Genomic DNA, 20,183 nt, shown 5'->3' with positions numbered 1-20,183 from the left:
GACGAACCGACCGCCCAGGTCCGGGAAATGCCGGCGCACGGCAGGTCAGTAGCGGATTCCGGAAGGGGGAAGCGATGAATCTGGAACAGATGTACGCGTTCTGCTTGGCCGACCCGGTGTTCTTCGACGTGCCGCAGCGCATCGACGACGAGGACGAGCGCTGGACGCCGCCGCAGGTGGGCGATGCCACCGTGGCTCAAGACGACGCGGACGTATGGGTGCGGGTGTTCTTCGGCCGGCCGCTGCCGCTGCAGGGCTGGAAGATCCACATATCGGCTGACGTCCCGGCCGCCCAGGAGATCCTGGACAGGGCTGCCGCCGTCTGCACCTCCCACCGCGTCGCCTTCAAGTACCTGCGCAGCAGCCGGCTGCTCACGGCGTTCAACTCCAAGTACGCCCACCGTGGTTCCTCGGGGAAGTTCATCGCCGTCTACCCGGCGGACGAGTCGGAGCTGAAGACGCTGCTCGACGGTCTCACGGCCGCGCTGAACGGGCAGCAGGGCCCCTACATCCTGTCCGACCTTCGCTGGAGTGACAGCAGTCCGGTCTTCGTACGGTACGGGGCGTTCGCCGCGCGGTGGGCCCAGGACGGAGGCGACGCTCCCGTCCTGGCCATCGCCCGGCCGGACGGAGCGCCCGTACCCGATCCGCGTACCGCGGCGTTCACCCCGCCGCAGTGGGCTCCGATGCCCGGCTTCATCCGTGAGCGCGTCGAACGGTTCACGGTGATCAGCCGCGTCGACCTGCCCTACGAGATCGTGCGACCGCTGCACTTCTCCAACGGGGGCGGGGTCTACCTGGCCAAGGACCCGGGCAGCGGCGATCTGGTCGTACTGAAGGAGGCACGGCCCCTGGCCGGGCTGGACGCGCGGGGACTGGACGCCGTCGCCCGCCTGCGGCACGAGCACCGCATGCTCACCGCACTGGCCGGGACGGGTCTCGTACCGCGTGTGCTGGGCTACGAGACCCACTGGGAACACGACTTCCTCGTCCAGGAGTACATCGACGGCGACCCACTGGCGAAGGCCGGCGTGCTGCGCCTGCCGCTGGTGCGACCCGGTGCGACACCGCAGACGTACGCGGAGTACACCAGCTGGTCGCTCTCGGTCCTCGACAAGGTCGCCGCGGCGGTCGCCGCCGTCCACCGGGCCGGGGTCGTCTTCGGCGATCTGCACCCGAACAACGTCATCGTGCGCCCCGACGACACCGTCACCTTCATCGACATGGAAGCCGCCCACCCCATCGGCGAGAAGCGCACCGGTCTTCTGGGCGCACCCGGGTTCGCGGCACCCGCCCACGTCACGGGCACCGACGTCGACGCCTACGGCCTGGCCGCCCTGCGCCTGGGCCAGTTCATCCCGCTGACGGCGCTGTCCGGCCCGGATCCGGCCAAGCCCGACCAGCTGGCACGATGGGCGCACGAACTCTTCCCCCTGCCGGCGGGCTACGCCCATGACGCCGCAGCCGCCATGGCGGCGATCGCCGGGACCACCGCACCGGCACCACCCGGCCCCGGAGCGGTCGGCAGGGACTGGGAGGAGAACCGGGCCGGGCTCGTCGCGGCGCTCACCTCCTGCGCCACCCCCCACCGGGAGGACCGGCTCTTCCCCAACGATCCCGACGGAGCGCGGGAGGGCGGCGGAACCAACCTGTCCCACGGCGCGGCGGGCGTCCTGTACGCCCTGCACGCCACGGGCCACGCCGTCGACCCCGCGTGGACCGACTGGCTCACCGCCGCGACGCTGCGGGACATCGACCGCGCGCCCGTCGGCCTCTTCAACGGCTCCTGCGGGGTGGCCACCGTCCTCGACCTCCTGGGACGGCACGAGGAGGCCATCGAGATCCTGGGCCGGGCCCTCGACCGCACCGGCGAACCGACGAGCCTCGGTCTGCTGACCGGACTTCCCGGCACGGGTCTGACCGCGCTGGGCTTCCACGCCCGTCGCGGGGACAGCGGCCACCTCGACCATGCCCGTCGCATCGCCGACCGCGTCGCGGAGCGCATCGAAGCCGCACTCGACCCCCCGGCCGGCAAGAGCCCCGGTGCGGGCCTCACCACCGGAGCGGCCGGAGCCGCGCTGTTCCTCGTCCGCCTGCACGAACGCACCGGCGAGCCCGGTTACCTCGACCTCGCCGAGAAGGCGCTGCGCAGCGACCTCGCTCAGTGCGCGGACATCGAAGGCTCCCTGCAGGTCAACGACGGCTGGCGCTCCGTGCTCTACCTCGGCACCGGATCCACCGGCATCGGACTCGCCCTGGCGGCCTTCCTGAAGCACCGCACCGGCACGGGCCTCGTCGACGCCCTCGCCTCGATCCGGCTGGCTGCACGCGGCCAGTTCACCGTCTTCCCCGGTCTGCTCGACGGCCGCGCCGGACTGCTGTACTTCCTGACGGCCGCCGGCCACGGCGCCGCCGACGACGACGCCCTCCAGGGGCACCGGCGCGACGTGTGGCGGCACGCCGTACCCCACGGCGACGGCCTCGCCTTCCCCGGCAGACACCTGGTCCGGCTGTCGATGGACCTCGCCACCGGATCGGCGGGAGTACTCCTGGCGATGGACGGCGCCCACCGCCGCACCGACCATCTCCTGCCCCTGCTCGGCGGGCCGGCACCGGCCACCGCCGCCTGAAGCTTGCTGCACCGATCCCGGTCCAGCGAAACCCCTACCCCTGAAAGGAGGTGACCACCATGTCCATTCTCAACCTGCAGCAGCTGGAGATCGCCGAGGAGGAGGGCGCCGCACTGCTCGCCAGCGCCATCAGCTACGCGTGCCACGGCACCCTCGCCTGATCCGTGTCCCGCCTCGGGCGGGAGCGCCCGGCCCGGCCCGGCCGGGAAACCCCTACCGCTGAAAGGAGGTGACCACCATGTCGATCCTCAACCTCCAGCAGCTGGAGCTCGCAGAGGAGGAAGGCGGCCTGCTGCTCATGAGCAGCGCCAGCTTCCAGTGCCACAACACCAGCTTCCACTAAGCCACGGGTGACACACCCGCCCACACGAACACCGAAAGGAGGTGACCACCATGTCCATCCTCAACCTCCAGCAGCTGGAAATCGCAGAGGAGGAAGGCGGCCTGCTGCTCATGAGCAGCGCCAGCTTCCAGTGCCACAACACCAGCTTCCACTGAACCACGGGTGACACACCCGTTCAGCTGGTGCGGTGACGATCCGTTCGCGGATCAGGACGGTCTGCGGGGCAGCGCCCCGCAGACCGTCCCGTCATGTACCGCGACGGGCGCGACCGCTCGACCGCTCCTGAGCGAAGACGCCGCACGCGCCGCCGTACTGCCCTTCCACCGGGTTTGGGCCCTCATCCACCCAACCGGCGGCGGATGGATTCCGCCGCCCCCGCACCCGGTTACCCGGGCGGTCCTAGTGGAGCCGCTTGCCGGGGCACTCGCCGGTGCCCCACGCAGTCGTGGTGGCGCACTGCTTGTCGCGGTCCTGGTCCGGGTCTTCGCGGATCCAGCTCATATCCGGCGCCGGCGTGCCGGTGGCCGTACCCGTTGAGGCCGTGATCGCCGTCGTGCCCGCCGTCGTGTTTACCGTCGTGTTTGCAGTGCCCATCCAGAGCACGCCCCCAGCGGCCAGCACCGCCACCCACCGTACGGTCTTCTTGATCACGACAACTCCTTTGCGACGCAGGACGTGTGACGGACGGGGCTCCGGCCGGTCATGCCGTTTCCCCTGGTGAACCCGACTCTGCCAGCCGCGGGATGACAGCGGCAGACCCGTAAGGGATCATCTGTGTGCCATGCATCTTTAGGAGGCAAGCACATGGAGACGGGCATGGACGCGGGCATGCCCGAGATCGACAGCGCGGCGATCGTGCTGTACCGGTGGATGCTCGTACAGGGCGGGCTGCGCGCATCGGCTCTGCCGAGGGCCGCGGCCGAGATTGGTCTGACGGTGGAGGAATGCCGCACCGCGGTGGCCCTGCTCACCGACACCTGTCTGGTGCAGGCCGACGGCGGGAGCTGGCAGGCCGTCAGCCCACAGGCGGCGGGAGCGCGGCTGCTGTCCGGGCCCGAGGCCACGCTGCGCGCACATGAGGAAGAACTGCGGGCGCGCAAGGAGGAGCTGCAACGCCGGCGCGATGCGTTCACCGACCTCACCCCCGTCTACCTCCAGGCACGGCAACACGCCTTCCCGCAGGGCACGATCGACCACCTGCCAGACCAGTTCGCGGTACGCGCGCTCCTGACGGAAGTCATCGACAACTGCCGTACCGAGGTGCTCGTGTCCAAGCACGGCGGCTCCTTCCCGGAGGCCGCGCTGCGCGAGGCGCTGCCACGTGACCTGTCGCTGCTGGAACGCGGTGTGCGGATGCGCAGCCTCTACCAGCACGCCACCCGCTTCGATCCGGCGACTCGGACACATGCGGAGCAGCTGATCGCAGCGGGGGCGGAGATCCGTACGCTCCCCGAGGTGCTCCCGCAGATGATCATCGTCGACAGGGAGCTGGGCTTCCTGCCGTCCCGGTCCGGCGGGGCGTTGCTGATCCGCGAACCGGACCTGCTCGGCTACCTCCTGGACGTCTTCCACCGGGACTGGGAGTACGCGGTGCCGTTCGCGACGGGCCCTCAGGCGGCGCACGACATCTCGGAGACCGTCAAGCAGAGCATCCTGGCGCTCCTGGCCAAGGGGCTGAAGGACGACTCGATCGCACGACGCCTGGGCATATCGCTGCGGACCTGCCGCCGGCACGTCTCGGAGCTGCTGGTCAGCCTGGGCGCGCACAGCCGCTTCCAGGCCGGGGCCGTCGCCGAACGGCAGGGCCTCACGGGGACGCACGGGCCGTTCCCGGAGCGGAGGGCAGCGGCCCCGAGCCCGGCCCTCGCGTCGGAGCAGGCACCGGTACGCGTTCCGGGCCCGACCGGATCGGACCGTCCCGTCCGCTGTCCCGGCTGTGGTGACGCGCTGCCGACGGCCGACGGTCGTCGGCCGACACCGGGCCGACCGGCCCGGCACTGCTCGGCTGCCTGCCGGGCGCGGGCCTACCGGGCCCGCCGCAAGCCGGAGCCCGGAGGCGGCGGGGCCGCTACCGGCGCGTGACGAAACACGGCCCCGTCACGAAATCCGTCATGTGTGCGCGTGTGTGCGCGTGTGTGCGCGTGTGTGCGCGTGTGTGCGCGTGGCTCGCGGCGCGGCTCCTATGTCCGGTACCGCTCCGATCAGGGCTGCCCGAAGCGGACCTTCTGCAGCGCCCTTCAGGTGCCGGGGGTGACGGGCCGCTTGTAGTAGCGCCACGGGAACCATCCCGCGCCGACCGGGATCCATCCTTCTGCTTCCATCCGCCGGTGTCGCGCGACGGAGGGGAGGGTGACCCGGCAGTGCTCCCAGGGGTTGCCGGACGCCTCCACCTCGTGGAAGAAGGGGCCGTAGCCGACCATGTGCCAGCCGTCACGGCCGGCTTCTTCGAGGGCGGCCATCTCGTTGAACGCGGTCAACCCGCCGAGGGTGCGGCGCTTCGGGGCGTTCGGCCCCTCGGCGGGCGGCGCCGACTGGCTCGCGGACGCGGCCTTGCCCGCGAAGCGCTGCTGGGCGGCCTGGCGGCTCACTCCCAGGACGCGGCCCACCGTGTCCCAGCTGTGGCCGGCGGCCCTGGCGCCCTGTACGGACTCGCGCAGCAACCGGCTCGCCTCCTCGGCGCCGACGCGCGAGGCGTCCAACAGGCGCAGGTATCCGTGGGCGTCGTGTTCGAGCGAGTCGGCCAGCCCCTCGGGGGCCCCGAGGACTGCTGCGGCGATCCCCTCCCGGATCCGGGCGGTCTCCACCGGGTGGAGCAGGGGTTCGTTGCTCATCGGCGCAGTCCGGCAAGGGGTTCGAGGGCGTCGAGGACTTCCTCGTCGCGGCGCACCTGCTCGGCGTCACGGGCCGCGGCTCGGGCCGACAGGCCCGCCGTGCAGGCGATGAGCACGAGGCCCGCGCAAGTCAGGGCGCCGGTGGCAGAGTTGGCGAGCCGGTCGCCGGACACCACCGTCGTGGCCGGCAGGCTCACGGCGAGCGGCAGTGCGACGGCCATGGATGTGGTGGCGGGAAAGGGGACCCGTTGCCGGGCCTTCAACTTCAAGATCGACATGCGTCAAGGAAACCTTGCCGCGGTCGAGTTGTCAAGAATTCCTTGACACCCTCCCTCGCCCGACCAGGCTCATCCGCCGGCCAGCGGCCTGCCGATCGTCACGGCAGGTCGGTACGTCCCAGCCATGCCGGTTTCACCGGCACGCCGTCCTCGTCGCGTTCGACCGACGGCGGCAACGAGGGAGGGGGCGGGGACTCCGGCGTCGTGGCCGGCAGCGCCTCAGCCTCGGCCGGCTCGTCGCCGATCCGTTCGGCCGGGGTGGGACGGTCGGTGTCGTCCAAGAGTTCGGCAACCGAGAAGCGGGTGGCGTGGGACTGCCACGCACCGTCGACAACCAGCAGGAATCCGTCACCATCGCGGAAGAGGCGGCGACGCTTGGGGCTCCTGGGATGCTCCGGCGCATAGGCACGCGCCCGCCTCTCCAGCTCCGCCAGAGCCGCCTCCCGCTCACCCTCCACATGCACCATCACGTAGGCCTCGCTGTGTTTGCGCTCCCCCAAGCCCACCGTTGTCTCAAGGATCAGTCCCCACGTCGCCACGGCCGTTCCCCTTCCCATCGGCCACCACTGACACTCCCGGCGGTACCCCGGCTGCGCGCCGGGATGGTTACTCGTCCGAGTCCGCGGACGGCGGGGGTACTTCCAGGACGAAGAAGAGGAAGCAGGTCTTGGTCGAAAGGGCATGGAAGTCATCGGGGAACAGCTCACGTGCGGCCGGGTCGGGCTGCGGCTCGCTGAGGGCGGTAAGGCGGAAGCCGGCGGCGGTGAAGGCATCGGTCATCGCGTGCAACGGCTTGCGCCAGAACCTCATCGGGACGGAACGCCCGTTGAACGTCCAGTCGAAGGCATAGCTGGTGCTCGCGAAGTAGTCGGGCCGCGGATCCTGGAAGGTGTAGGCCACGAAAGGGTGGTCCACCGATGCGATCAGCCGGCCGCCGGGCCTGAGCACGCGTCGCAACTCGGCCAACGTCGGCCCCCAGTCCTCCACGTAGTGCAGCACCAGCGACGCGACCACGTCGTCGAACGCACCGTCGTCGAACGGCAAGCGGTCGCTCAGGTCGACCACGTGCAGGGCCACGCCGTCACCCAGCCGCCGCCTTGCCAGCGCCAACATCCCGGCGCTGGCATCGATGCCGGTGACGACCGCACCGCGCTCGCGCAGCGCCGCGGACAGGGCGCCTGAGCCACAGCCGGCATCCAGGATCCGACGGCCGGCCACCTCTCCGGCGAGGGCCAACATCGCGGGCCGCTCGTAGTACGCGTTCACGAGGTTGTTCTCGTTCTCGGCCGAGTACGCCTCGGCGAAGCTGTCGTAGTCATTCACCTGCGCCGGCAAGTCGGTTAAGCGTTCCATCGTCGCAGCGTAGCCGTCAGGGTGGTGAGGACGGTCGTGGCGACGTCGTGGGCCTGGGTGCGGATCTCGGGGATGGCAGAGGTTTCCAGGAGGGCGCCGCGGCGGAGGGCGCCGAGGGTCCAGAGGGGGGCCAGCGGGCTCTCGGCAGGGGGGTGGAGCCGACCGCAGGGGGCTACGCGGAAGCCGAGGCCTGTGGGGTCGGGGAGGGCCAGCCCGGAGTTGAGGAGGCCGGTGACGAGGGGGTCGTCCAGGCGACGGACGTCCTCCTGGGGCCCGGTGCAGTTGACGACGGCGCCGACGCGCAGGGTGCGGCCGTCGCGGAAGCGGACCATGACGGAGTCCTCGACCGGCACCGCGTCGGCCACCTCACCCGGGGTGACCCGGATCCGGCCCGCGTCCATCCCCTCCCGCAGGGCCCGGGCGCTGGCCTGTGGGATGCGGTGCCGGTGGACGTTCCACAGGCTCTGGTACTGGCGAAGGAATCGGGCCCGGTCGGTGACGGGGAGCCGCTGCCAGATCTCGGCGGTGACCGGGCGCAGGCTGTCGATCCCGACGCGCCAGTTCCCGTACGTGCGGCGGCAGGCCGAGACGTGGCTCAGCAGGGCGCGGCGGACCTGGTGGATGTCCGCGCCGGGGTCGAGGGAGGGCGGCGGGGCCGTGGGCAGCGCCGACTCGGCGTGGGGCAGGGGCAGCAGGCCGTGCCGGGAGACCGCCCGTACGGTGCGGCCCGCGCGACCGAGGGTGAGTGCGATGTCGACCATGGTCAGCCCGGTGCCCACGAGGAGGACGGCTCCTTCGCGCGGCAGGGCGGCGAGGGCGCCCGGCGCCCAGGGGTCGGGCAGGTAGCGGGGGGAGCGGCGCAGGGCGGACGGGACCCAGGCCTCGCCGGGGGGAAAGTTGCCCAGGGCGAGGACGGCCGCGTCCGCCCGCAGCGGCTCGCCGGAGCCGAGGGTGAGGGTGAGGGCGGGGGTGGGGGTCACGCCGCCGTCGGTCCGGTGCACGCCCACGACCCGCTCGTGGATCCGGTGCAGCCGCCCCCGGCCGGGTCCGGCCTCCGCGTCGGCCAACACCCCGGCGAGGTACTCGCCGTAGAGCGCCCGGGGTACGTGGTGGGCGCCGGTGTGGACGCCGGGTGTGCGGCGGTCCAGCCAGTCGGTGAAGTCCCCCGGCACGTCGGGGTACGCGCTCATCCGGGCTGCGGGGACGTTGAGCAGGTGGTGTACGGAGTCGGTCGCGTAGGCCACGCCCCGGCCGGTGGTGGCGGCCGGATCGATCAGCCGCACCTCCAGGTCGACCCGGAGCGCAGCGGCCCGGCGCAGCAGTTGCGCGGCGGTCAGGGTACCGGCGGCCCCTGCGCCGACCACGGCGACGCGTAAGGCTGTCTCGGGCATCGGCTCGGTCACCTCCGAAGGGGCGTGTTCCCCGCCTGCCATTGTGGCAGTGAGGGTGGTGCCGTCGGCCGGGGCAATCAGGACAAACGGGCCGGTGCCCGGCCGGCGGCCCGGCGAGCATGTCCGGTACCTGTCCGTCCGTGCGGCAGCGAAGCTCGCCGAGTGGTGACGACGCCTCGGTGAGCGGCGTGGCCGGAGCGCGCTCGCACCGCTCGGCGGCGTCGGCGGTGCGAACGTGGACCCGTACGGCCCCAGCGGCCTGACGCGCTCTCAGAGACTTTCGGATCGCGCCTCGGGGGCTTTCCGCGACGAAAGTTGTCCGCGCGGTCATCCTTCGTGCGGACGAAGAACGTCGGCCCCGGTCCCTAGCCTTGTCCGCATGACCAGTGACACGGGGGACCGTAGCGACGGGCGCCGATGGCGGCGGGCTGCGATGGGTGTCGTGGCGGGAGTGCTCGCCGCGGCAGGGGTGTGCGCGATCTTTTGGTGGCTGGGCCTGAACCTGGGCGTCGGCGCGGCCTGGCTGTCGGGCAAGGCTGCGGTGAAGGTGGGATTCTTCGTCGGCGCCGGCGGCCTCGCCGCCGTGACCATGTGGTGGCAGGGGCGCCGTGAATCACGGGCGACGCCGCCCGAGGAGACGGGCTGAGGCGCCCTACTGCCGACGGACCAGCACGTGGGCGTCGAGGAAGCCCCGTTCGGATGCCGGGTCGTGGAGCAGCCGGGCGAGCGGTGCGAGCCCGGCTTCGGCCAGCAGTTCGGCGAACCGGTCCACCGGCCAGCTGTAGGCAGGCGTGACCTTGTGGTCGAAGCGGACCGGCTCCGGTGCGTCGGTCGCGAAGAAGGAGACCAGGAGAAGGCCCCCCGGTGCCAGGACGCGCACCTGCTCGGCGAGCAGCGCGGGCAGTTCCCCGGGCGGGGTGTGGATCATCGAGTAGTGGGCCAGTACGCCGCCGAGCGCACGATCCTCGACCGGCAGAGCCTCCATCCGGGCCTCTCCGAACCGCAGCGCCGGATGGGCCCGCCGGGCGTGGTCGATCATGGCCGGGGAGATGTCGAGCCCGAAGGCGTCCAGCCCCAAGTCGTCCAGCATGGCCGTCAGATGTCCGGGACCGCACCCGACGTCGGCCGTCCGCAGGTTGCCCGTCCCGCGCACCAGTTCGGCAAAGGTGCCGATCATGGCCCGCGCGAACGGCCGCGTCTCCAGCCGGTCGGCGAACATCGACGCATAGAGCTCGACGATGTTGTCGTAGGCCGCCATGGTTTCGTGCTGGTGTTCCGCCACGGGTAGGAAGCTAACATCCGCCTCGGCATCGGAGGTTGTGGCTCGTGTTCGCCGTCAACCTGCTGGACTCCCGACGTGGTCGGATGCGTACTGTTCCTGGTGTCGGGTCACCTGGCGTTCGTCGAGATCTGCCATCGGTCCCGGCCCTGCCCCTCAAGTGCCGGATGCCGGGGTGCCTCGGCTTCGGGTGACCGCTATATGCCTCGGCGTGCTCAGGTGTGAGCCGGGCCTCGTCGCGGGACACTGAGCCCATGACGCACTCCTCTTCCCGCGCAGTCGGTGGTCCCTCGCTCTCCTTGTGGTCGAGGGACTCCTTCCTGTCGATCGGCTCCGCGGGGTCCGTACTCTCCATCGGATCGGTGGGCAGCGCGCTGTCCGTCGGATCGGTGGGGTCCGTGCTGTCCATCGGCTCCATCGGATCCGCCATGTCACTGGTGTCGTGCGGATCCCTGCAGAGCATCGGGAGCGTGCTGTCCGTCCAGGCTCGGTGGTCTCTGATGGCTGCCGGCCCGCGCCGCGCGCTCACCGTACTCGGCGTGGGCGGCCTCGGGGTGGTCGGCGCGCTCGCCCTGCGTCCACGAGGTGTCAGGCGATGACAGCCCGGGTCAGAGCATGTGGACCTGCTGGTCGGTCACGGCGCCGCGTCTCACGGGGCCCGGTGTGCCTCCGTCAGGGCCGGTAGCCGTTTCCGTACGTGCCCGAATTGTGCATGGCATTCGAACTGTACGAACTCCGGTCGCTGCTCGCCTGCGCCGTGCGCGCCAGCTCGATCAGCAGGCCGTCCGCATTGTCCGTACGCCGCTTGCCACGACGCAGCAGAGTGCGCACCATCCATACCGCTCCCAGACCCATCAGGCCCAGGAACACACCCAGCTCAACCACGCCATGTCCCCCTCGCACGCCCCGAACTCGAACCCGTCCATATGACCACCATGCCGCCCGGGCCACAAGGCTCCCGCGCCGTGGTCGGTGCCGATCCCGTCCACATGCCGACAGTGGCCGCGGCCGCTCTCGCTCCGGGTGCTGGTGGCGCTCTGCGCGGCCCTCCTCTCCGCGTGGCCGCGGCGGGTGTCACAGGGGATCCCGATGATGTGGGCCCGGGCGGCCAGCAGTCGGACGTTGCGGTCGTCGTCGTGCTCCTGCATCAGCGGACCGAGCAGTGTCAGGCAGCCGAGCGGGTCGCCGAGGCCGAGGAGGGCCTCCGCCGGGCGATGGCGGCGAGGGTGTCGGGCCGGGCGATGTCGAGGGCGTCGACGAAGTGGGCCCGCAGCGCCTCCTCCATCACGGCGTTCTGCAGCGCGCTTCCGCCGGATTGGTGGGCCAGGGCGATCAGCCGGTGTGCGTCGTGGCTGTTGGCGCGCCACGCGGCACCCCAGCGGGGGCCGATTCCCTCGGCTGCCGCGATCTCCGACACGCGCACCCGGTTCTCGGTGGGCGACATGTCCGGTGCGCACTGCTGGAGGGCCGCGTCGACGACCGGGTCCTGGAGGACCTCCGCCATGGGAAGGGACTCCGCCGGGGCCATGGGGTCGATATCGTCGTGAAACCTGGCCTGGGCGGACTGTCCCTTTACTTCATCGGCGCCGCGGGGACGGAGCAGGCGGCGTGGTCCGCGTGGTGGCGCTCGAGGTGAAGAGCCAGGTCGGCGCTCTCGCGGCGGGCGGTGTCGGCCTCTTCGCGGACCGCGTCCAGGCGCTCCTCCAGCTGGGCGACGCGCTCGCGGTAGCGTTCGAGCTCGGCCCGTACGAACTCCACGTCGGCCACCTGCTGCGCGGCCTCCTTACGGATCCGCTCCGTCTCCTCCTCGAAGCCCTGCTTGGCCTTGTCCAGTTCGGCGATGGCCTGCTCCGCGGCCTCCTCCGCCAGAGCGGTGCGCTGCTCGGCGGCCAGTGTCCGCTGGGCCGAGGCCTTGGTGACCGTCTCGATGCGCGCCTCGGCGGCGGCCGAGTCCGTGATGATGGCCAGCTCTTCGATGTAGACCGGCAGGTCCGTCGCCAGCCGGGACATCAGGGCCAGGATGTCCTCGCGGGTTCCGGATTCGTTCGGGACGGCTTCCATCATGTCCATCGCGCTCTGGGGGGCAGCCGTCTCAGGGGCTACGGGTGCGGGTGCCGTCGTCGCCTTGGCCGCCTTCTTGGCTTCGGCCGCCTGGCGCTTCTCCTCCTTGCGCTCCTGTCGCTTGGCGCGGAAGCGGCGGAAGGCGCCGAGTGCGTTGTGGTCAGGGTGGGCGCAGTAGCGGGGTGCCGGGGCGTCCGGCGTCGGCGCTTCGGCGTGGTTGGTGCAGTCCGGGTAAGCGCACACCGGAAGCGTCTCAACGGCCCCAACAGTCATTTTTTCCGTCCTTCAAGTTCAGAAGATGTACCGATCACGCTAGATGCGGACAGGGGTCAACGGGCGTCGCGGAGAGGCCTCGTAAGCAATCGGTAAGATCCCGCGCCCATGTGCGCATTCGGGTCGGGTGGGTGTGCCCTTTTTCCTCTTGTGGACAGGCCGTCGGGCCCGTCTTAGATGGGCTGGAGGTTTCTTGGTTCTTCGGGAAAGGACGTTCATGCACCTGCGCGACGGCGGCAAGGCGCCTGACGGGGACAGGGCGCGCCGTACCGCGTCCCGCACCGTGTCGACCGGTCGGAGCTCGGCGGCGTCGATCCAGGACCTTCAGCGGAGCGCCGGCAACGCGGCCGTGACCCGCATGCTGCAGCAGGGCCCGGTGCAGGCGGATTCGGTGGCGGCGATGGCCGATCCGGCCCCGATTCAGCGCAAGGTCGGATTCGAGTTCGAGACCAACATGCTGGTGAGGGCCGACGACGAGCCGGTCGTCGCGAAGAACGAGAAGATCTTCGAAGCCGCCTCGGGCGACTGGTACGTCACTCCCGACTCCAGCGCGCTGGAGTTCGTGACGGTCCCCTTCGAGGAGGAGGGGGACGCCCCGGAAACGGAGAGGATGGCCAAGGCGGTCGGCGAAATGGCCGCCGCGTTCGGCATGCTCCACACCCGGGCGAAGTTCGGATCCGTCCTGGGGACGGACACGCGGCTTGCGGACGTCCTGTCCGATGAGGGCACGACGCATCGGCACGGCGGGAGCGATGTGTACGTGTCCGGCGAGGACCGTGTGTACCCGGCGACTGCGAAGCCGCAGGCGACCGGGGGCGTCAGCCTGGAGAGGATGCTCGCCCTGTTCGAGGCGGTGGTGGGCCGGGAACTCCCGCTCGATTCCCCGTCGAACCCGGCGGATGTGGAATTGCTGGGTGACGAGGCGGAGGAGCGCGCCGACAAGACCGCGCTCGGCGGCGCCGACCCCAAGCGGGATGCGGCGATCCTCCGGGACGCCCGGCACTTCGCCGAGGAGTACGTCGCGGGCCTTGACGGGCGGACGGCCGAAACGGGAGGGCTGGAGGGGCTGCTGGCCCTGGTGTTCTCGTACCTGCTGGCCGGCGCCCGGCAGTCCGTACGGCACGATCAGGCGAAGTACTTCCTGCCGCTGATGAGCCGGATGAGCTTCTCCGCGATGTACGCGGCGCTGCCGCAGGAGGCGAAGTCCGCCTTCGATCCCGGCCGTGTCCTGGGAGTGGCCGGTCTCGCGCCGGGCGAACCCGTCTACCGAGTGGGCTTCCAGGACCGTGGGGCGGGCGACGAGGCGGTGTCCCGGGGGCCGGGGCGCAAGGTGTGGCTGGAGAGCATCGCCTCCGGTGGTCCGGACCTGATGTCGGCGGGTGGCGGGTCCACGGTGACCGACGGGATGAAGGCCAGTTCGCCGGCCATGGGCCAGCACCGGCGGCTCGACGCCGGGCATGCGGCCGGTGCGGCCGGGCGGGTGCAGGTCGAGCTCCGGCGCCTGCCCGGCGACGTTCCGCCGCAGGAGTGGCTGCCGGTCGCAGCCACCCTGTTCGAGATGTTCCGGAAGGTGCAGGGAGGAACGGGAACGTCCTGACGCCGGGCGCGGGTTCAGGGGCGCTCGGTGGGTGGGGCGGTCAGGGAGTTCAGGAGGGCTGCGGCTCGTTCGGCGTCGTCCACGCTGACCGCGAAGTCCTTGCCCTTGGAGCGGATCACCAGGCATTCGCCGCTGCGCAGCATCACCGTCGTGCCCAGGCCGCTGAGCCGGTAGCCCCAGCCGCCGACCTGCGCCGGGGTGCGGTGCTCGGCGCGGGCCCACTCGATGTCCGCGGCGGCCCAGCGCCGTACCGGCCAGCCGAGGGGGCCGAAGGCCACGTCCAGGCCGGGCTCGGCGATCCGTACCCGTACCGAGGAGCAGGCCAGCACCCCCATCGAGGCCGCCGCGAACGGCACGATCAGCAGCCACATCGGCTTCGTCGGATCGCTGCCGGCCCCGACGAGGAGGGCGGTCAGAGCGATGAGTCCGATGACGGCGGCGAGCAGATTCAGCCAGGGGTTCGTGGTGCGGGCGAGCCATACGCGGCGTTCGCCTTCCGGGATGTCCATCCGCGGGCCCTGGGCGGGCGAGGCGGGAGCGGTGGGCCGACGGGCTGCCAGCATGCCCGCGAAGGCCGCCACCGATGCCGCCACGACCGTGACCACGGCCCCGACGGTGACCGAGTCCGCGTCGTGCCAGTCCGCGTGGTGGAGGTTCGCCCGTACGATCGAGATCTGCTCCCCCGCCAGCAGCACCCCGCACGAGACCAGTACCGCTCCGCGCCACCGGCGGGCCGCCCGCCAGAACACGGCGCCGGCGACGAGCACGATCCAGACCGAAGCCGGCAGGAGTACGGCCGCCCAGAGCGGAAGCGAGCCGTCGGGTTGGCCGAAGGCCCCCCAGTGCGTGGCCAGTCGGTCCCGGAGATCCCTGCGCGCCGCCAGTGGCAGCGCCACGAGCAGCGCGAGGATCCCGGCCGCCCAGGCGGCCGTCCCCCACGCGGCCCTGCTCTTTAATCCCCCACGGTCCTTCACTGTGCCTCCTCGATCATCTCTATGAGATCGGCCCTGCCGTACCCCAGGCGCGCGCCGTCGGCCACCAGCTCCCGTACGCGCATCAGCAGTGCCGATCGTCCGTCCGCCCCGCCGGCCACGGTGACCCCGCGGCCGCGCCGGAACTCCAGCAGCCCTTCGTCGCGCAGCGCGCGCAGGGCCCGTAGGACGGTGTTCGCGTTGACGCCCAGCGCCTGTGACAACTCCCGCGCGGGCGGCAGCCGGTCGCCCGGACCGCACTCCCCCTCGGCGATGGCGCGCCGGATGGCGCCGGCCACCTGTTCGTGGAGGGGGCGGTTGTCCGCGATGTTCAGCCTCAGCAGCATGATGCCAATGACGCTAGCACCATTCATTTTATTTGGCATCGAATTCGCTCGACATTCGGGACGTGGGGGCGTTGGCTTGGCGGTATGCCAGAGCTGCGTACCGATCGTCTTCTGCTCCGCCGGTGGCGGGAGTCCGACCTTGAGCCGTGGGCGGCGATGAACGCCGACCCCGACGTACGGGAGCACCTCGGGGAGCTGCTGACCCGGGAGCAGAGCGATGCCGTCGTGGCGCGCATGCAGGCCGAGTTCGACGAGCGGGGTTTCGGGTGGTGGGCGCTCGAAAGACGGGAGACCGGTGAGTTCGTCGGCCGCGCCGGCCTGGACGTGGTGGACGAGGGCATGCCGTTCACGGGAGTGGACGTCGGGTGGCGGTTGACGCGTGCGGCGTGGGGGCACGGTTACGCCACCGAGGCCGGTCTGGCCGCTCTGGCCTTCGGCTTCGAGACCCTCGGGCTGGCGGAGATCATTGCCACCACGACCGTCGCCAACGTTCGTTCCCAGGCCGTGATGCGCCGGATCGGCATGTCACGGGACCCGGCCTCCGACTTCGAGGACCCGAGCGTGCCGGAGGGGCCGCTTCGCCATTGCGTGCTGTACCGGACCTAGCGTTCGGCGGCTGGGACCATGGCCCCATGACGCGTGACGACGGCTATCTTCTGGACAATGCGCTGGTCGAGGCCGGTGTTCGGTTCGGTGCGCTCAACGCGTTGTTCGATCCGACGACCTTCCGGCACATCGAGGCGCTGGGGATCGCTTCCGGGTGGCGGTGCTGGGAGGTGGGCGCCGGCGGGTCCTCGGTGGTGTCCTCGCTGGCCGAACGGGCCTTGCGGGCGATGGCCGGCGCGCTGCGGCCCGGTGGGTGGTTGTTGGTGGAGGATGCCGATCCGGCGTCGCAGCCGCTGATCTGCCTGGACGAGTACGGGCCCGAGCAGGTGTTGGCCAACAGGTTGAGGGCCGCCTTCCGCTCACTGCTGGCCGCTCGCGGTGCCGACCTGGCGTACGGGCGCAAGCTGCCCCGGCTGCTGCGGGGTGCGGGACTGGCCGATGTGACCGCGGACGCCTACTTCCCGGTGACCTCCGCCGCCTGCGATGTGCTGGAAGCGGCGACGGGCAGGCAGGTGCGCGGCCGGCTGGTCGAGGCGGGCCTCGCGACCGACGAGGAGATCGACCGGCATCTCGCGAGCGTCGAGTCGGGCCGCCTCGACCTCACCACCTCCCCGATGATCTCCGCCTGGGGGCGCCGACCGGCAAGGCGGGCGCCCCACTGCCTAGTTGATCCAGCCGCGTTGACGGGCCAGGTGGGCCGCCGCGTGGCGGTTCTCGGCTCCCAGTTTCGTGGTGACCGAGGAGAGGTAGTTGCGGACGGTGCCGGGGGCGAGGGCCGCGCGTTCGGCGACCTCCTCGATCGGGGCGCCGTCGGTGGAGAGCTGGAGGATGTCGGCCTCGCGGGCGCTCAGGGGCGAGGCGCCCGCGCTGATGGCGTCGGCGGCGAGGACCGGGTCGATGTAGCGGTTGCCCGTGTGGACGCTGCGGATGATGGTGGCCAGTTCGTGGGCGGAGACCGTCTTGAGGACGAAGCCCTTGACGCCGTGGGTGAGGGCGCGCTTGAGCTGGCCGGGCAGGCCGTGACTGGTCACGATCATGGTCTTGCAGCTCGGGAGGATCTCCGTGAGCTTCTCGACCACCGCCACCCCGTCCTTGCCGGGCATCTGGAGGTCGAGTACGGCGACGTCCGGCCTGTGGTGCAGCGCCATCGCGATCGCGTCGGGGCCGGTGGCCGCCTCGGCCACGATCTCCAGGTCCTCCTCCAGGGAGAGCAGGGCGGCGAACGCGCCGCGGATGAGGTGTTCGTCGTCGGCCAGCAGGACGCGGATCATCGGCTGCTCCCTGTCGGTAGGTGCACGGTCAGTCGGTAGGTGTGCGCGGCCGAAGGGCCGTGGCGCAGGGTTCCGCCGAGGGGGGCGAGGCGCTCGACGAGGCCGGCCAGGCCGTTGCCGGGGGGCGGGACGGCCTGGGCGGCCGGGGCGGCGGCCTGGCCGGCGCCGTCGTTGACGAGGTCCAGGCGGGTGCGGCCGTCGCCGGTGTCGGAGAGCGAGATGGTGCACGTACCGGCGTGGGAGTGGCGCAGTACGTTGGTCACGCCTTCGCGGACGACCCAGCCGAGGGCCGTCTGCGCTTCGTGGGACAGGTCGGATCCGGTGGTGCGGCGGATGCGGCAGGCGATGCCCGCCGCTTCCAGGATGGCCTGGGCGCCCTGGAGTTCGGTGGCCAGGTCGGTGGAGCGGTAGCCGTTGACCACCTCCCGGATCTCGTGGTGGAGGCCGCGGGTGAGGCTCTGCACCTGGGCCATCTCGGACTGCGCCCGGGGGTTCTCGGCGAGCCGCTCGGCGAGTTCGGCCTTCAGGGCGATCACCGAGAGGTTGCGGCCGATGACGTCGTGCAGGTCGCGGGCGAAGCGCAGCCGCTCTTCCGCGACGACGAGCCGGGTCTGGGCCTCGCGGGCCGCGTTGAGCTGCCACAGGACGGCGAGGAACCAGACGGAGGAGCGCATCAGCGTGCCGATGACCACCCAGGTGGTGACCGTGAAGGCGAGCACGGCCGGGGCGGCGGCGCGGTCGGCGGCCAGCGCGAGCGCGCCCGCGGCGAGGGACTGCGCGAGGGCCACCGCCAGGTACGGGACCTGCGCGAGCACCAGGGCGAGCGCGAAGGCCGGCGGGATGGCCACGGTGATGGCGGCCAGGATCAGGCCGCGGGAGTGGTCGATCAGGCCGGTGTCGTAGGCCCAGGGCAGCAGGGACAGTTCGAGTACGGTCACCGCGGCCATGGCCGCGATGAGGCCGGCCGAGCGCTTCGCCCGGCCGAGGCGGTACGCGATCGCCGTGGTCGCGCCGAGGCCTTGGAGGGCGGTGACCCCGGCGACCATCCAGCCGATCCCGGCGGGCAGGCGGGTCGCGTCCGCAGCGTCCATCGCGTTCGCCGTGTCCATCGCGTCCGCCGCGTCCAGGTGGGCGAGCAGCGGCCAGAGCAGCGAGGCCAGCAGCAGCCACGGCATCAGGCAGAGCATCCAGCGGGTGTGCGTCGTCGCCCGGCGGACGTCGGTCTGGTAGCGCGCCGAGACCAGCGCTTCCGGTGCTTCGGCGGGCTCGGCCGTGGCCGCGCCGGGGCTCGGCGTCACCTCTGCGGGGGACGTCACGTGCGCGGCTCCCAGCGGAAGCGGCGGCGGGCGGCCTCGGCGCAGAGCACGGTCCAGGCCAGCAGGGTGGCGACGGAGAGCAGGGTGTCGGCGGGGCCCGTGCCCCGGCCGGTCGTGGGCTCGTCCAGGAAGAGCAGTTCGGGGCGGCCGAGGGTGGCCAGGGCCAGGTCGAGCCGGCGCCTCTCGCCCCCGGAGAGGTGTTTGACCGTCACGTCCCGGCGCCCGGTCAGCCCGACCAGGGCCAGGGCCTCGTCGTACGGGCGCGGGCGGGTGGTGCAGGAGGCCCACATCCTGACCGTCTCCAGCACCGTCAGGTCGCCGGGGAAGCCGCCCTCCTGGAGCACCACGCCCGTACGGGGGCGTATGCGGGCGCGGTCGCGGACCGGGTCGAGGCCGCCGAAGAGGCGGACGCTCCCCTTGGCGGGCTTCGCGAGCCCTTCGAGCAGCTCGACCAGGGAGGTCTTGCCGGCGCCGTTCGTGCCGAACAGGGCGAAGAGTTGGCCGCGGGCCACGGCCAGGTCGACTCCGCGGACCGCGTCGAACCCGGCGTCCCCGGGTGGCCCGTAGCGCCGCCACAGACCTGTGACCTCGATCACATTTTGCTCGGTGATGACGTTCACGACTCGATCTTTGCACTCCGTACACCGGCTTGTGCAGTGAGTGGCCTCATGGGTTCGCATGACAGATGTCATGGCCCGGCGTGATGTCCGTCAGTGACGGCGGGCGTGCGCTGCGCAGTGGGGTGTGACCTGCGTCATGCCGCATCCACGGGCGATCGGTATTTGATCTAGCTGCCGACGGGGGCCGGTCAACGGGGCCTCCGCCAGGCTGATCTGCGTATTTCACCGCCCACGGCGGGGTGTTCCACACCGGGCGGCGCATCGAGGACCTGCGCGAGCTGCCGCCCGCCCGGGCCGTACTGCTCGATGTCGCGCCGAAAGGGCTGCTGCGGATCGCGGGCGGGCGGCTGCCGTACCGCTACCGGCGCCGGCTGGGCCGGTTCCGGTACGGCCCGGCGGCGGCCAAGGTCGACTTCCTGGTGTCCCGGCCGGTCCCGTGGGCCGACCCGGAGACGGGCCGGGCGCTGACGGTGCACCTGGGGGGCACGCAGGCCGAGGTGTACCGGCAGGAGACCCTGACCGCGCGCGGGGTCGCCACCGGGGAGCCGTTCGTCCTGCTCGTCGACCCGGCGGTCGCCGAGCCCGGGCGTGCCCGGCCGGGCAGGCGCCCGCTGTGGGCGTACGCGCACGTACCGCACGGCAGCACGGTCGACCCGTACGAGCTGATCCGGCGGCGGATCGAGCGGTACGCGCCCGGCTTCACGGACACGGTGCTCGCGCACCGGTCGGTGACGGGCGCCGCGTACGAGGAGTACAACCCGAACTACGTGGGCGGGGACATCGGGGCGGGCGCGATGACGCTGGTGCAGAGCCTGGCCCGGCCTACGGCCCGGACGGACCCGTACCGGACCCCGCTGCCCGGGGTCTACCTCTGCTCGGCGTCGACGCCGCCGGGGCCGGGCGTGCACGGGATGTGCGGGTACCTGGCGGCGCGGTCGGCGCTGCGCCGCGAGTTCGGCGCACGGCAGGCCCCGGCGCTCGCCCCGGCCCCTGCGTAGTCGCCCCGGCATCTGCCC

24 protein-coding genes and 3 pseudogenes are annotated in these 20,183 nt (G+C 71.8%); 11 read left to right on the top strand and 16 right to left on the bottom strand.

The genetic code is table 11. The features are described 5' to 3' along the window. Window positions 1-74 precede the first annotated feature (74 nt). From lanKC to OG509_RS41995, 4 genes are all read left to right on the top strand, one after another. Window positions 75-2,630 carry a class III lanthionine synthetase LanKC gene (lanKC, locus tag OG509_RS42010; RefSeq protein ID WP_331742678.1) on the top strand — a complete coding sequence of 852 codons (2,556 nt, stop codon included), beginning with the start codon at window positions 75-77 and terminating at the stop codon, window positions 2,628-2,630. Window positions 2,631-2,689: 59 nt separating this feature from the next. Further along, window positions 2,690-2,791: a class III lanthipeptide gene (locus tag OG509_RS42005; RefSeq protein WP_331742674.1), complete on the top strand. Its 102-nt coding sequence runs from the start codon at window positions 2,690-2,692 to the stop codon at window positions 2,789-2,791. Between the two features lie 77 nt (window positions 2,792-2,868). Then, window positions 2,869-2,973: a class III lanthipeptide gene (locus OG509_RS42000; RefSeq protein ID WP_331742671.1), complete on the top strand. Its 105-nt coding sequence runs from the start codon at window positions 2,869-2,871 to the stop codon at window positions 2,971-2,973. Window positions 2,974-3,023: 50 nt separating this feature from the next. Next, complete coding sequence (locus OG509_RS41995; RefSeq protein ID WP_209441813.1) at window positions 3,024-3,128, top strand: class III lanthipeptide; 105 nt, start codon at window positions 3,024-3,026, stop codon at window positions 3,126-3,128. 244 nt (window positions 3,129-3,372) lie between these two features. Here OG509_RS41995 and OG509_RS41990 read toward each other — a convergent pair whose 3' ends face one another. Beyond that, window positions 3,373-3,624: a hypothetical protein gene (locus tag OG509_RS41990; RefSeq protein ID WP_331742664.1), complete on the bottom strand. Its 252-nt coding sequence runs from the start codon at window positions 3,622-3,624 to the stop codon at window positions 3,373-3,375. 153 nt (window positions 3,625-3,777) lie between these two features. Here OG509_RS41990 and OG509_RS41985 point away from each other — a divergent pair, with 153 nt between their 5' ends. Next, complete coding sequence (locus tag OG509_RS41985; RefSeq protein WP_331742661.1) at window positions 3,778-5,055, top strand: LuxR C-terminal-related transcriptional regulator; 1,278 nt, start codon at window positions 3,778-3,780, stop codon at window positions 5,053-5,055. Window positions 5,056-5,210: 155 nt separating this feature from the next. Here the strand turns inward: OG509_RS41985 and OG509_RS41980 are convergent, their stop codons facing one another. The 5 genes from OG509_RS41980 to OG509_RS41960 form a co-directional block, all read right to left on the bottom strand. Beyond that, a complete protein-coding gene (locus OG509_RS41980; RefSeq protein ID WP_331742657.1) occupies window positions 5,211-5,804 on the bottom strand; it encodes a hypothetical protein in 594 nt (197 codons plus the stop codon). After that, window positions 5,801-6,082 (bottom strand): hypothetical protein, encoded by a 282-nt coding sequence (locus OG509_RS41975; protein ID WP_331742654.1) that lies wholly within the window; start codon window positions 6,080-6,082, stop codon window positions 5,801-5,803. The genes OG509_RS41980 and OG509_RS41975 overlap by 4 nt, the downstream gene beginning before the upstream one ends. Window positions 6,083-6,180: 98 nt before the next feature. After that, on the bottom strand, window positions 6,181-6,639 hold the full coding sequence (locus OG509_RS41970) for a hypothetical protein (protein WP_331742651.1): 459 nt from the start codon (window positions 6,637-6,639) through the stop codon (window positions 6,181-6,183). A gap of 49 nt (window positions 6,640-6,688) precedes the next feature. After that, window positions 6,689-7,435 carry a class I SAM-dependent methyltransferase gene (locus OG509_RS41965; RefSeq protein ID WP_331742648.1) on the bottom strand — a complete coding sequence of 249 codons (747 nt, stop codon included), beginning with the start codon at window positions 7,433-7,435 and terminating at the stop codon, window positions 6,689-6,691. Continuing rightward, on the bottom strand, window positions 7,423-8,826 hold the full coding sequence (locus OG509_RS41960) for an FAD/NAD(P)-binding protein (protein WP_331742645.1): 1,404 nt from the start codon (window positions 8,824-8,826) through the stop codon (window positions 7,423-7,425). Before OG509_RS41960 ends, OG509_RS41965 begins: the two co-directional genes overlap by 13 nt. 379 nt (window positions 8,827-9,205) lie before the next feature. Between OG509_RS41960 and OG509_RS41955 the strand changes: the two genes are divergently transcribed. Beyond that, window positions 9,206-9,472 (top strand): hypothetical protein, encoded by a 267-nt coding sequence (locus tag OG509_RS41955; protein ID WP_406187926.1) that lies wholly within the window; start codon window positions 9,206-9,208, stop codon window positions 9,470-9,472. Between the two features lie 6 nt (window positions 9,473-9,478). On the opposite strand, the gene OG509_RS41950 is transcribed toward OG509_RS41955, so the two are convergent. Then, a complete protein-coding gene (locus OG509_RS41950) occupies window positions 9,479-10,108 on the bottom strand; it encodes a class I SAM-dependent methyltransferase (protein WP_331742639.1) in 630 nt (209 codons plus the stop codon). 251 nt (window positions 10,109-10,359) lie between these two features. Here OG509_RS41950 and OG509_RS41945 point away from each other — a divergent pair, with 251 nt between their 5' ends. Next, entirely contained in the window at window positions 10,360-10,704 is a 345-nt protein-coding gene (locus OG509_RS41945; protein WP_406187925.1) for a hypothetical protein, read from the top strand. Window positions 10,705-10,777: 73 nt separating this feature from the next. Here OG509_RS41945 and OG509_RS41940 read toward each other — a convergent pair whose 3' ends face one another. The 4 genes from OG509_RS41940 to OG509_RS41925 form a co-directional block, all read right to left on the bottom strand. Continuing rightward, window positions 10,778-10,939, bottom strand: a complete 162-nt coding sequence (locus OG509_RS41940) for a hypothetical protein (protein ID WP_406187924.1) — start codon at window positions 10,937-10,939, stop codon at window positions 10,778-10,780. Window positions 10,940-10,959: 20 nt separating this feature from the next. After that, window positions 10,960-11,253 carry a hypothetical protein gene (locus tag OG509_RS41935; RefSeq protein ID WP_331742633.1) on the bottom strand — a complete coding sequence of 98 codons (294 nt, stop codon included), beginning with the start codon at window positions 11,251-11,253 and terminating at the stop codon, window positions 10,960-10,962. A 17-nt stretch (window positions 11,254-11,270) separates the two neighbouring features. Then, window positions 11,271-11,609: a hypothetical protein gene (locus OG509_RS41930; protein WP_331742631.1), complete on the bottom strand. Its 339-nt coding sequence runs from the start codon at window positions 11,607-11,609 to the stop codon at window positions 11,271-11,273. Window positions 11,610-11,677: 68 nt separating this feature from the next. Beyond that, window positions 11,678-12,439, bottom strand: coding sequence for a hypothetical protein (locus tag OG509_RS41925; RefSeq protein ID WP_331742628.1), 762 nt, complete (start codon window positions 12,437-12,439; stop codon window positions 11,678-11,680). 217 nt (window positions 12,440-12,656) lie between these two features. On the opposite strand from OG509_RS41925, the gene OG509_RS41920 reads away from it, so the two are divergent. Next, the gene (locus tag OG509_RS41920) at window positions 12,657-14,036 is read left to right on the top strand and encodes a hypothetical protein (protein WP_331742625.1); all 1,380 of its coding nucleotides are present in this window, start codon (window positions 12,657-12,659) and stop codon (window positions 14,034-14,036) included. 14 nt (window positions 14,037-14,050) lie between these two features. Here the strand turns inward: OG509_RS41920 and OG509_RS41915 are convergent, their stop codons facing one another. Both OG509_RS41915 and OG509_RS41910 read right to left on the bottom strand, forming a co-directional pair. Further along, window positions 14,051-15,010: a DUF1648 domain-containing protein gene (locus OG509_RS41915; RefSeq protein ID WP_331742622.1), complete on the bottom strand. Its 960-nt coding sequence runs from the start codon at window positions 15,008-15,010 to the stop codon at window positions 14,051-14,053. After that, window positions 15,007-15,354 carry a GntR family transcriptional regulator gene (locus OG509_RS41910; protein ID WP_331742779.1) on the bottom strand — a complete coding sequence of 116 codons (348 nt, stop codon included), beginning with the start codon at window positions 15,352-15,354 and terminating at the stop codon, window positions 15,007-15,009. The genes OG509_RS41915 and OG509_RS41910 overlap by 4 nt, the downstream gene beginning before the upstream one ends. 84 nt (window positions 15,355-15,438) lie before the next feature. Here OG509_RS41910 and OG509_RS41905 point away from each other — a divergent pair, with 84 nt between their 5' ends. Both OG509_RS41905 and OG509_RS41900 read left to right on the top strand, forming a co-directional pair. After that, window positions 15,439-15,960, top strand: a complete 522-nt coding sequence (locus tag OG509_RS41905) for a GNAT family N-acetyltransferase (protein WP_331742619.1) — start codon at window positions 15,439-15,441, stop codon at window positions 15,958-15,960. 26 nt (window positions 15,961-15,986) lie between these two features. Beyond that, window positions 15,987-16,601, top strand: a pseudogene (locus OG509_RS41900) (SAM-dependent methyltransferase); the annotation flags it as partial. Window positions 16,602-16,622: 21 nt separating this feature from the next. Here the strand turns inward: OG509_RS41900 and OG509_RS41895 are convergent. From OG509_RS41895 to OG509_RS41885, 3 genes and pseudogenes are all read right to left on the bottom strand, one after another. Then, window positions 16,623-17,231, bottom strand: a complete 609-nt coding sequence (locus OG509_RS41895; RefSeq protein WP_331742616.1) for a response regulator transcription factor — start codon at window positions 17,229-17,231, stop codon at window positions 16,623-16,625. Then, window positions 17,228-18,547 carry a histidine kinase gene (locus tag OG509_RS41890; RefSeq protein WP_331742613.1) on the bottom strand — a complete coding sequence of 440 codons (1,320 nt, stop codon included), beginning with the start codon at window positions 18,545-18,547 and terminating at the stop codon, window positions 17,228-17,230. The genes OG509_RS41895 and OG509_RS41890 overlap by 4 nt, the downstream gene beginning before the upstream one ends. Window positions 18,548-18,654: 107 nt before the next feature. After that, window positions 18,655-19,143: pseudogene (locus tag OG509_RS41885) on the bottom strand (ATP-binding cassette domain-containing protein); the annotation flags it as partial. 251 nt (window positions 19,144-19,394) lie between these two features. On the opposite strand from OG509_RS41885, the pseudogene OG509_RS41880 reads away from it, so the two are divergent. Then, a pseudogene (locus OG509_RS41880) lies at window positions 19,395-20,165 on the top strand (phytoene desaturase family protein); the annotation flags it as partial. Between the last annotated feature and the right edge of the window lie 18 nt (window positions 20,166-20,183).

The sequence above is a fragment of the Streptomyces sp. NBC_01006 genome (assembly GCF_045162725.1).
GTDB lineage: Bacteria > Actinomycetota > Actinomycetes > Streptomycetales > Streptomycetaceae > Streptomyces.
The sequence above is the reverse complement of the archived record's forward strand: the minus strand, read 5'-3'. Positions and strand labels throughout refer to the sequence as shown.